Below are 11598 nucleotides of genomic sequence, written 5' to 3' on the forward strand. Positions count from 1 at the left end.
TATAATGGAGAAATATATAATTCTTATATTATCTTACGTAATCGGTTCAATACCGTTTAGCTTAATTATTGCAAAAATAAATGGTATAAATTTAAGAGAAGTAGGTTCAGGAAACATTGGTGCTACAAATGTTGCAAGAACAGGAAATAAGAGACTTGCTGTCCTCGCATTATTTTTAGACTCTTTGAAAGGATTTGTCGCGGTTTATACAGCACAACAATTTTGTGATAATAACGATTTTTATATATATGTATCTGCAATTTTAGCAGTTCTAGGGCATATGTTTCCTATTTGGCTAAGGTTCAATGGAGGAAAAGGGGTTGCAACAACTTTGGGAGTTTTGATAGTACTTAACATTTCTATAGCATTAGCATTTGTATTTGTCTGGCTAATAGTATTTTTTATCTTTCGGTACTCCTCTCTTGCTTCCTTGGCTGCTACTGCAGCAGCTGTTATAGCATCTTTCTTTTTTCAAAAGGAGTTATTCCTTATACTACTCACTGTAGCGATATTAATTTTCTTGAAGCATTACAAAAATATTGCAAATCTTCTGCAAGGCAGAGAACGTAAGTTTTTATGAGCTATGTCTCATTCCTTCTGCTACATTACTAGCGGATACTCCATGTGAGAGACGACTTGAGACCACTTCTTCTACTTCTTTTATTATTTCTTCCATGTTTTTTCCACTTTTTTTACATGCATCATCAAGTGCTAATTTTAGCTTACGTATATCATACTCTTCTAGCATCTTATTCATTTCTTCTTTCGTTATCTCTAATTTTTTTAGTAAGATGTTCTCCATTATTTCTCTTTCATCACCTTTATATTGTCCATTTAGTCTGTTATATGCAATGCAACACTTCCTTTCTCGTGGCAAGGCTGACAGATTTTGCAATGTAGCATCTATTTGAGCTTCTATAGGGTTAACTTTCCTAGCCTTTTCAGCAGTTTCTGACCTAAATTTCTCTACTTCTTCTTTTATTATTTCGTCAGCTATTCCCTTAGCTTCATTCAAAAATGAATCCTTAAGAGAAAAATCTATCCTAAGTAAATTTTGGTTTAAAAGCTTCAAAAAGACTTTTTCTTTGATATTTTCGAGTTGGTCATCTAAAGCATGCTCCTGCAGTCTATCTCTCATGTGCTGACCCAACACAAAGTGCTCTAATTTATTTAACTTTACAGAGCTGATATTTTTCATTAATGTCAGCACAATTTGTTCACTATACTGAGAAGTAAAACTTAGCAACCTTCTCATTAAAGGAACGCTTACTTCTGCAATAAAATCATCAACTACTTTTTGACTTTTATCATCTTCATAATTATTTTGGGCGTTATGCCAAGCCCTAAGAATTTCTTTACTGTTCTTCTTATTTTTTAGCCTGTCTAACATAAACTTACGTGCTTCATTTTCTGCTTCTGTAAGGAGCATTTGTCTAGGTGGTGTAAATTTAATCTCTGGATCGGAATGAATACCCTCTAATGTACTTAACATTCTGTAGATAACACCAGTAAAACATGTGTTAGGAATTCGTTCTTTTCTAGAGAAAGTTTGACTATCCAGTAAATTTGCAATTAACGCGTCTTTTTTATTTTTTACAGCTTCTCTATCTCCATCATTGCAGGCTCTAAGAACTAACAGAAGAATTTGTCCACCAGTGAAACCAGAGCTATGTTTCTCATTACCTTTGCAAAAATCTTGCAAAAACATTACTAATTTTCCCTTATTCTCATTACTAAATGGTTGACCATCAAGCATATGTAAGTGATTTATATATTCAATAAACTCTTTAAATCCCTCATCATTAATAGTGTCTTCTGGTACTGGATCATATTTGCGTATTAACTTACTAATATTATTACTAATATCGTCATTCAATTGATGGGGCAGTAAATGCTCATAAGTACCATCAAACTTATTTGTCATACTGCGAGTATTTTCTTTTATGCCTTCTAAAAAGAAACTAATAGCAGCTTTGAGTAACGTAAATGGATTAAAATCCTTTGGCCTTAATTCACTTTGTAATAGAATTAAAACCATTGCAAGTGGTATTGTTGCAAGTAACGAAACAAGTAGAAAAGTAATTGTAAAAGTTAGATATGTTACAGAAGCAAAAAATAAAAGGAAAGATGCTATCTTAATTTTATTTTTCTCAAAAAATATTTCCCAATATTCCTTTTTACTTATTTTTTCCTGCTTTGCAGCTTTTATGTCTTTATAAACGTAAAAAGTTTTTATTTCAGATCTAAAAAACAATGTGGCAAAAGATAAAAAGACATTGGCAGGATTAACTAAAATGCTTAAAGAAACAAAAGCTGCGAAGTAACTTGCTGTCTTTAATCTGTAAGAATCCTTTCCAGGAAATTGTATTTGGGAAACACCTATCATAGCCTACTCTCTATAATATTATGATATTGTAGTAATAACAAATAGCCTACAGATGTCAATGCTTAAGTATTTTACTGTCTACGCACTCATCGTATTCAATTTCAACTGTAGAGTGCGCAATTTCGAACCTATTTAATAGTATTTTTTTTATCTCATACAAAATATTAGTGTGTTGTCCATTTTGCTTTATCTTGGCATGCATAGTAAGTATAAAATAATTATCAGATAGTGACCATGTATGTATATGATGCACATCTATCACTTCAGGTAACTTAGATACAATCTCACTTTTTATCTCCTCAGCAGATACACTCTCAGGTGTACCTTCAAGGAGTATATGGCAAGAATTCTTGAGAATTTTATAGCCACTGTTTAAGATTATTACACTGACAAATACTGACAAAATAGGGTCCACTATTTGCCATCCGGTAAACATGATAATTATGGATGCAAGTATAGCAGCTACAGAACCTAAAATATCTCCGATAACATGCAATACAGCACTTTTTATGTTTATATTACTTTCGCATTTACTATGTAATATAAAAAAGACTATAATGTTAGAGATCAGGCCAAGTGTGGCAATTATTAGCATTACTTTCCATTCAACATTGACCGGACAAATGAATCTCTTTATTGATTCAATTATAATGACCGCTGCAATGAAAAATAGAGTTAAACCATTAACAAATGCTGCAATTATCTGCAATCTGTGATACCCATATGACCTCTGTAAATCAGATTTCTTAGCTGAAAATTTGTGTGCTATCCAGCTTAAAACCAAGGCAAAAAGATCAGTGAGCATATGTCCTGCATCTGATAACAGAGCAAGTGAGTGTGAAATCATTCCACCTGCTATTTCCATAAGCATTGTTATTGCAACTATTATTATAGAATAAATTAAGCGCTTGGACTCTGCTATTGAGTGTTTGCCATTGTGCACTGCTGTCATACAAAATCTTTTTATGAGCAAAAAAACGTGGGTAACACTGGGCTCGAACCAGCGACCCCTTGCACGTCAAGCAAGTGCTCTACCAACTGAGCTAATTACCCATCTTAACCTTAGTATAGTGCTTCAGTGAAATGAAAGTCAATTTGCTTTTAGACTTCTTGCTGAATGAAACTCCTTGACAAACCTTCCCACTTTCCTTATCATACCAATAAGAGTACTTATCCTTGTTTTTGATCCTCGCGGGTTCAACAACAAAAATTCAGTAAAAAACTCAGATATTTATTCGCAAATTACATAAAAATTATAGCGGCTGCATGTCTTTTTTATTTTTTCTACATTCAGCCAAATCGCGCTTGTTAGCACATTATTACAACGCCAATTTACATTATAAAACTCGCTACTAAAGGATTTTTTTACCTTTTTTTCTACTCAGTAAATTTCTTAATTATAATTCCGCTACTTATTAACAGCCATGGAATTTTAGCTATATTCTCGATTTTTCATATTGAGTTAACTATCTATACTTTTTTATTAAGATATAAATTATATCAATATGAGAATTTACACTTTCTTAGCGGAAGTAGCTTTATGCTTGATATTGTGGAGACTAATAAATTAGAGGTTAAAGTTATGACAATCAGTCAACAAGTAAATAAAAATATAACTAAAGAAGAATATTTTAACAATAAGCATATCATAGAAGTTAAAGATTTAAATATCAAAGTAGAGGTTCATTCTCATGATTTAAGAACAAGTAAAGTTGCTCACATTGAAAGTGAGATAAGAGAAACAGCTACTAATTTTAAAGATGCATTTAAGCTGGAGCCTGGTAGCTCAGAACAAACATTCAAAATTTATGTGTTTGATGATAAGGCTGATTACACTCACCTTGGTGGAAGCGAACGTTTTGGTTCTTACCTTGGAGATGAAGGTGGTAAATGTTACTACAAAGGAGAAGCTGATATTTTTGCTGAGATGTATGTCTATCAGCAAGGTGGCGTTCATAACCTTCAGCATGAATTTGCACATGGTTTAACTTACTTGGCTACAGGAGGAAAATCTCTACCTACAGTATTAATGGAGGGAATTGCAGATTACTTTGAACATCATTCAGATCACAAGTTCAATGCTCAAGGGTCAAGCATTGATAAAACTGAAGCCGCAAATTTGGATCTAGGTGGAATTTTAAATTTACAATACTCAGCCAATGGTGAAGAAAACAGTTTAGTGTATAAAACTGGTCATGCGTTGATAATGTACTTACAGGAAAAAGATCCTAGTTTATTAAGAGACTACCTAGATGCTTTACGTCAAGGTAACTCAGATGAATCAAAAAGTTTCTTGAAAGACATAAAAGGACATGATGCTGACTTCAAAAGTTGGCTTGCTGAGAATGATACAGAAACTGCAATGGAACATCTCAACGCTTTGCAAGTTACAAAAGGAGATTTTATAGCAACTGGTCAAGAAATAGTGGGTGGAGAAATTAAAGATGTATCGTATTATAAAGCAAATATAGAAAAAATAGATGGAGAAAACGTTGGAAGTTTCTCTGCTGTAGAGCATGTGTCATTTTACGATTATGCTCGTGCTGTTAATAGGGCAACAAATGATACCCTCGATATATCAAAGGAATATCATTTCTTAAAGGCAGTAAAAACTACTGATGGGCAGGTTAAGCTGACTTACTCTGATCAACAAGGTAATGAATATCAAAACAGTCAAGAGTATAAAATGCAAGCTTTGAGGATATTATCAAAACATGGTGAAGATCTTAGAAAATCTTACTATGATGGGAAAGAAGACTTAGATAAGCAGAAGGATATAAAATATAATGATGTGTTGAAAAGCCTGCGTGAACAGGAAGAAACACAGCGTCATGATGCATACGAGCAATACAAAAGAGGAGAGATCTCTTATGAGAAATTTGTAGAAAAATGCAATTCAGCCAGCACTAATTATCATAATGAAGATAAGAGATTATATAATACTACACAGGACAAATATACACAACTGAAAGATGATTTGCTTGATAAAACCATAAACGCTGGCTTGAAACAAGTAAAAGAAACTCAGAACATTGACGTAGAAAAGATGTTAGAAGAGATGGTTAATATCGATCCAAACCTAATCAGAGGTGCTCATATTAATCTACAAGAAGGTAAAGTTTTCTCTATCAAAGCTCTTGGTCACGGAGATATGGGTGCACTATCTATATATGATGGGAATACAAAGCTTGGAGAGTTGTCGAGCGAATCGGGCTTTTTTAAGCAAGTTGAAGGTCAAACTAAAGAAACTTTTGTTTTTGAGGACATATTGCACAACTTGAATACTCAATATGACGGTGGTGCTTATATGGCTATTACAAAAGAAAATGGTCATTATAAAGCTTCTCTGATAGATGGCAGAACAGTTGAACGTGATGAATACTTTGATGAAGCACATTTACATGAAAATGAATTGTTGCATCCTAGCACTGGACACATTCAAAAAGATTTAGATTCTCTGCTTCTTAGAGGGACCAAAATTCTAAATCATCAGGATTCAAAGCATGCTCAATATTCTGATGAGCAAAGAGAAAGCGGCGTAATCGTAGAAAAAGGAACATTATTGGATGATAAAGGGACTGATAGAACAGACGACGATGTATACGAAGCGGTTGTAAAGCAAGGAGGCGAAAATCTACATGCATTCAAAAATATGGGCTTCTATATCACTGAAGAGATGAAAAATGAAAGAGGTGAAGTTATAAATGAAAGTAACTTGTTCATTCATGATCATGGAAAAAACGTAAGGTTTCAATTGCCAGGCAATGTTACTCACCTAAAATTGGTGGAAAAAGATGGACAATATAAATTAGCACCATCTGATTCTGAAGGAAGAGAATACAGTAGCATACCAGACGAATACAAATATATTGACCCAGTATTTGCACATGAATATGAAAAGAGAGATTATTCTCATAAACATATAAATGTGGGCCTTATAAACTTAGAAAAATATGCCCCTGGTAAACTTTTTACAATTAAACATGATCCAAATGATTATCAGATACAAAGAAACTCGAGTGGTCAAATAGTTAGAATAAAAGATCAAACATATTTCACTAAAGTAAAACTATTTGATGGTGATACTGATGAAGAAATTGGAATGTTATCTAATAATTTCCATAACTTCAAAGGAAAAATATTCTTTTCTGCTGATTATAACTACAGCTATAATGATTTCCTCGCATCTGTTTCTCCTCAAGTTGAAATTGAGAATATGGGAAATGGAAGCAAAAAAATAACTTTCGATCAAGGCAGTGGCGATATCGGCGATACTAACAGAGGCTACACGGACTATCAGAGAATATTCACAAAAGAGAAACAAACCGAAAGTCCAAAAGGGCAATTAAGTGAAACTAAGACAGAAGTTCATAGTACTACTAATGTTGTTGCTGAAGAGAGAACTGTATCAAACGACAATAGTGAAATACAGTCTGATCAACCACAAATTCCAACAAGGGCAAAAAGGTCAGCTTCAGTGGAGGAGAAAGAGCAGGTAGTGTTGAAAGACACAATCTTGAAAATAGAAAAGAGCTATGATCGAGATGTAGAAGGAAAGCATAAGGCAAATGTAATCATAGATTATAATGATGTGAAAGCCTTGTATAATAGAGCAGAAGGAGCAGATAAGCAATCTGTGTTAGATTTTTGGAACAAACTGCATACATGGGATTATAAGATTGGTGCTTTGCCGGAAGACAAGTATTACTTTAAAGATGGCAAATTTCTAATTCACGATAGTGACACGAAAAAGCTTATAGTGTTACCTGAAGATAAGGTATCCATCAAAATAATGAAGGATGGTGATAGTTATAGTTTGGCTATATCAAATGGTAATGGCAAAGTAATAAGCAGCATTAGTAAAATAGATAATCCAAATTACGAATTGCTATCAGATTCAAGTCACTTCAGCTTAGAAACACAAGATAACTTTGAGTTATTAGATCAACATCATGAATATAATCTCTATCTAGAGAATGGTTTTGTGAAAATGTTCGACCTGCGCAAGCGATCACGTTTATCACGATCATAACTCAGCCTATATCTAATATACAAGGAGGGCCCTGCCCTCTTTTTGTTATTCCAATGCCCAGACACTGGCATCCAGTTAAATTTGCTAGTATAAAAGTAATCAACGTTTCTTATGATGGAAAAATGGATTCCAGTGTCAAGCACTGGAATAACACCAAAGGGGCTACTAGGATGACATCGTCTGCTACATACTTAGATCACAAGAGAAGAATTCTGAAGCGAAAAGCTTCAAGGAAATCTTATGCAAAATCTAGTATTTACGGAATTTATATTATTTTCATGCACATTATGGTTTTTATAATTAACGGAAAGTGATATGGCTAGTTTAACTTTTAAAGACAACTCTGGAGCAAATGTACCATCCCCTAACATTGAAAGCATAATTTATGAAGATGCTGCACAGAATAAGTATACCTTTGGTGTAGACAATGCTACTAATGTTTTCAACACTTTTAAGTATGAACCTAATGGTGCTGCTGAAATAGATTACAGTGCTACAGCAACAAACTTCATGACTGGAGGTGCAATTGCTACATTATTAGGTATTGGAACTAATGTAGATGCAATAAAAACTAAGACTGATTCTATTCCAGCTGACTTAAGCGCTGACTTAGTTACCATAAAAACTCAAGTCGGAACAGATCTGATATCAGGAATAAAGGCTAAGACTGATAAGATTACAGATACCTTAGGAGCTGATGTCACTGCTATAAAGGCTAAAACTGATACTATTCCAGCTGACTTAACAGCTAAAGTAACTGCTATAGAAACTGCTACAAATGCTGCTAATTTAGGAGACAAGGTTACTGCAATACAAACTAAGACTGATAAGATTACAGATACCTTTACTGCTGATGTTGCTGCTATAAAAGATGCTACAAGTGCTGCTAATTTAGGAAATAAGGTTACTGCAATACAAACTAAGACTGATAAGATGCCTGATGACTTAAACGATGAGTTAATTAAGTTAACTACAATAGGAAATGCTATAAATGGTAATGGTCACGTCACTGCAGCTGCTAAAGCTGTACTAGAGAGCAGTTTCAAGAAAGCTATTAAAGAAGCTGGAGAAGATGGTAGCGAATGGCTTAGAAATGAGATAAAAGAGATAGTGTCACAGCCATCCTTCGAGATTCCAACAGATTCAAGTTCACCTCTTTCTTGGGATTGGTAATGTAAGTGCTAGTGAATGACATCGCAAGATGTCATTCACTGTTGTCATTACAGCATGTGATACACAGCTGTACGAACATTATTCTGTAGGAAGATGTCATGCCAGTGCCCAGACACTGGCATCCATTTTTCCAGGGAATGTTCAAAAAAGTGTGTCAAACCGAGAAATAAAAATAAAATAGAAACAAAAAATAGAGGTTTGATATATGAGTTACAAAATAGAAAATGGAACGACTGGCCTGGTAGATTACAAAGAGCTGGAAGCAAATATACTGTCATCAATAAGGGAAGGTAAACCATTGATGGGGAGAGATGGAGCATTAACACCATTTGTAAAAAGGCTGCTGGAAGCAAGTCTAGAAGGTGAAATAGAGCATCATTTATCCAATGAAAGAGAAGAAAAGAATCGAAGAAACGGAAAGAATGGCAAAACTTTGAAGACGAGTGCAGGTTCATTTGAACTATTGACACCAAGAGATAGAGAGGGAAGTTTCGAACCACAGATAGTGAAAAAAAGGCAAACAACAGAACTTGAAACAAAGGTCTTGAACATGTTTGCAAGCGGTGTGGGATACAGGGATATAGCATCCTATGTGGAAGAAATCTATGACCATAAAATATCTGCAGCAGAGATATCTGGAATTACAGATAAATTACTGCCTATAATCAATGAATGGAGGAGTCGTCCCCTACAATCAGTATACCCGATAGTATTTATGGATGGGATGTTTTTTAAGGTCAAAGAGAATGGACATTGCATAAGTAAATGCATGTACAATATATTAGGAATAGACCAAAATGGCAGAAAAGAAGTACTGGGTTTTTACTTAGCAGAAAGTGAGGGAGCTAACTTCTGGCTAGGCGTATTAAATGACTTAAAAGAGAGAGGAGTAGAAGACATTTTGATAGCTTGTGTTGACGGTCTGAAAAGCTTCCCTACAGCTATAAATAGCGTATTTCCCAATGCTGAGGTACAGTTATGCATTGTGCACCAAATAAGAAATTCACTAAAATACGTATCCAGCAAAGATATAAAAGTTTTTATGAATGATTTGAAAAAAATATACCGTGCTACAAGTAGAGAAATCGCCGAAAATTATTTACTTGAACTGGAGGAAAAATGGGGTGAAAAATATCCTTTAGTCATAAAATCGTGGCAAAACAATTGGGAAAATTTGTCTAGTTATTTTAAGTATTCTGGCCCTGTTAGAAGGCTAATTTATACCACCAATCCAATTGAGGGGTTGCACAGACAAATCAGAAAATTTACTAAAACCAAAGGTTCATTTACCAGTACAAATGCCTTGTACAAATTGGTATATTGTGCTATAAAAAAGATAGAGCAAAAATGGGCTATGGCTTTGCCTAATTGGGCTCTAACTATATCTCAACTTGATATCTTTTTTCCTGATAGGTTAAAAATTGAGTTGAACTAAAAATTCGCTTTGACACACTTTTTTGAACATTCCCTTTTTCCATCATCATCAGAAACGTTATATTTTTTTTATACTCGCAAATTTAACTGGATCCCAGTGTCACGCACTGGGATGACATCTTCCAGCTGTGCATGTGAAGCTAAAATGGCATTCTTTTTTCTAGATTCCAACGGTCTTGATAGCAGGCAAAAAGTATATTTTTCATTGCAACTAATTTGCAGTGATTTTTGTTTTAATGTAGATGGAATATAGTCCTATTGCTGCTGCGTTTGAAACATTTAGACTGTTAATTACGTTTGACATTGGGATTTTTAAAAGATAATCACAATTTTCTTTAACTAGTCTCCGCATTCCTTTCTCTTCAGAACCAAAAACAATTACTCTTTTTTGCCCAAAATTCTTTATTTCATCTATATTTTCCTTTGCATTGCAATCAAACCCATAACACCAGTAGCCTATCTTTTTTAAAGACTCCATCGTCTTTACTATGTTTGTAACGTATATTAGAGGAACAATGTCTAATGCGCCACTTGCTGTTTTTGCGATAGATGCATTTTCGCTTGGTGAATGGTGATACGGTAAAACCAATGCATCAATGTTGAAACAAGCTGAGGTTCTTAAAATCGACCCTATATTGTGTGTATCAGTAATTTGATCTAAAATGACTATAGTAGAGTTTTCACCTGATCTTTCAGCTATTTCTTTAATATTTAAGCTGTGAAAAATAGGAGTAACTTTTAAAGCAATTCCTTGGTGATTTACACCTTTGGGTAAAACATCATTGAACATTTTGTTCTCTACCAGTCGAGCTTTAATGCCCTTACTATCTGCACATTGTTTAATTTCTTTCTCAAATTCTCTGTAGAAATTTTCTGTTACTAACAGTTCTATACACCGCCTATTTTTGTTTCTTAATGCTGAAATACAAGTGTGCTTTCCATATATCCAACAGTTTTCATTAGCTTTTGATGATTTCATCTCATTATTAAAAATCAGATTTTTATAGAGTAAGCAATATTTTACTGTGTTTATATATTGTTGTAAAATTATGCAGTTCAATTAATGAATTTATGTCAGATGATGAGTTAGATTGGCAAAAAAATGTTAAGCCAATAGAATGTGGAAAAGTTACTTTGAAAGTTGATCACAAAGTAAATATAAAATCTATGATTGATAAAGGTATCTCTGGCTTACAAGAAAATTTTCTTAATACTGATAATGGTGATTCATCATTTTGTCTTGACTACAATACAAAATTAAAGATCGATAGGGGCAAATATTTTATAAGCGATAAACTCGATTTGCATGGCTATAGTATAGATAATGCTTATTGTAAATTGATAGATTTTATTATCAAAAATTATCAAGCAAGGAATAGGTGCTTATTGGTAATTACGGGGCATGGTAATAGTACAGATAAAATAGACACTATAAAGAATAGCTTAAATAAGTGGTTGAATGACACAAAAGTTCGAAATATGATCTTATACTATCAGCAAGCCATAAAAAAACATGGTGGCAAAGGAGCTTTTTATGTCTTATTAAGAAGAAATAAAGGTTAATTTTAGAGTA

The 11598-nt window shown here is 33.7% G+C and carries 7 protein-coding genes, 1 tRNA gene and 1 pseudogene; 5 read left to right on the forward strand and 4 right to left on the reverse strand.

Translation table 11 applies throughout. The annotated features are described in order from the left end of the window. Positions 1-4 precede the first annotated feature (4 nt). The gene (plsY, locus tag OOK82_RS03930) at positions 5-580 is read left to right on the forward strand and encodes a glycerol-3-phosphate 1-O-acyltransferase PlsY (protein WP_264704472.1); all 576 of its coding nucleotides are present in this window, start codon (positions 5-7) and stop codon (positions 578-580) included. Here plsY and OOK82_RS03935 read toward each other — a convergent pair. The 3 genes from OOK82_RS03935 to OOK82_RS03945 all read right to left on the reverse strand — a co-directional run bounded on the left by OOK82_RS03935 (position 575) and on the right by OOK82_RS03945 (position 3439). Beyond that, positions 575-2386: a hypothetical protein gene (locus tag OOK82_RS03935; protein ID WP_264686687.1), complete on the reverse strand. Its 1812-nt coding sequence runs from the start codon at positions 2384-2386 to the stop codon at positions 575-577. The two genes, plsY and OOK82_RS03935, sit on opposite strands and share 6 nt — an antisense overlap. A gap of 55 nt (positions 2387-2441) precedes the next feature. Beyond that, positions 2442-3338, reverse strand: a complete 897-nt coding sequence (locus OOK82_RS03940) for a cation diffusion facilitator family transporter (protein ID WP_264704473.1) — start codon at positions 3336-3338, stop codon at positions 2442-2444. Between the two features lie 28 nt (positions 3339-3366). After that, positions 3367-3439: transfer RNA gene (locus OOK82_RS03945), tRNA-Val, on the reverse strand. Positions 3440-3968: 529 nt separating this feature from the next. Between OOK82_RS03945 and OOK82_RS03950 the strand changes: the two are divergent. From OOK82_RS03950 to OOK82_RS03960, 3 genes and pseudogenes are all read left to right on the forward strand, one after another. Continuing rightward, positions 3969-7434: pseudogene (locus OOK82_RS03950) on the forward strand (peptidase M2). Positions 7435-7733: 299 nt separating this feature from the next. Further along, positions 7734-8591, forward strand: coding sequence for a hypothetical protein (locus OOK82_RS03955; protein WP_264704475.1), 858 nt, complete (start codon positions 7734-7736; stop codon positions 8589-8591). 205 nt (positions 8592-8796) lie between these two features. After that, the gene (locus OOK82_RS03960) at positions 8797-10026 is read left to right on the forward strand and encodes an IS256 family transposase (RefSeq protein WP_264704249.1); all 1230 of its coding nucleotides are present in this window, start codon (positions 8797-8799) and stop codon (positions 10024-10026) included. 210 nt (positions 10027-10236) lie between these two features. Here the strand turns inward: OOK82_RS03960 and rlmB are convergent, their stop codons facing one another. Further along, positions 10237-11004 carry a 23S rRNA (guanosine(2251)-2'-O)-methyltransferase RlmB gene (rlmB, locus tag OOK82_RS03965; RefSeq protein WP_264704476.1) on the reverse strand — a complete coding sequence of 256 codons (768 nt, stop codon included), beginning with the start codon at positions 11002-11004 and terminating at the stop codon, positions 10237-10239. A 92-nt stretch (positions 11005-11096) separates the two neighbouring features. Here rlmB and OOK82_RS03970 point away from each other — a divergent pair, with 92 nt between their 5' ends. Further along, positions 11097-11588, forward strand: coding sequence for a Smr/MutS family protein (locus OOK82_RS03970; RefSeq protein ID WP_264374581.1), 492 nt, complete (start codon positions 11097-11099; stop codon positions 11586-11588). The last annotated feature ends 10 nt before the right edge of the window (positions 11589-11598 follow it).

The sequence above is a fragment of the Wolbachia endosymbiont (group B) of Apotomis betuletana genome (assembly GCF_947250475.1).
Taxonomy (GTDB): domain Bacteria; phylum Pseudomonadota; class Alphaproteobacteria; order Rickettsiales; family Anaplasmataceae; genus Wolbachia.

Excerpts from the sequence above, each read along its gene's own strand:
- plsY (WP_264704472.1), top strand. The coding sequence starts at position 5 with ATGGAGAAATATATAATTCTTATATTATCTTACGTAATCGGTTCAATA.
- OOK82_RS03935 (WP_264686687.1), bottom strand. The coding sequence starts at position 2,386 with ATGATAGGTGTTTCCCAAATACAATTTCCTGGAAAGGATTCTTACAGA.
- OOK82_RS03940 (WP_264704473.1), bottom strand. The coding sequence starts at position 3,338 with ATGACAGCAGTGCACAATGGCAAACACTCAATAGCAGAGTCCAAGCGC.
- OOK82_RS03955 (WP_264704475.1), top strand. The coding sequence starts at position 7,734 with ATGGCTAGTTTAACTTTTAAAGACAACTCTGGAGCAAATGTACCATCC.
- OOK82_RS03960 (WP_264704249.1), top strand. The coding sequence starts at position 8,797 with ATGAGTTACAAAATAGAAAATGGAACGACTGGCCTGGTAGATTACAAA.
- rlmB (WP_264704476.1), bottom strand. The coding sequence starts at position 11,004 with ATGAAATCATCAAAAGCTAATGAAAACTGTTGGATATATGGAAAGCAC.
- OOK82_RS03970 (WP_264374581.1), top strand. The coding sequence starts at position 11,097 with ATGTCAGATGATGAGTTAGATTGGCAAAAAAATGTTAAGCCAATAGAA.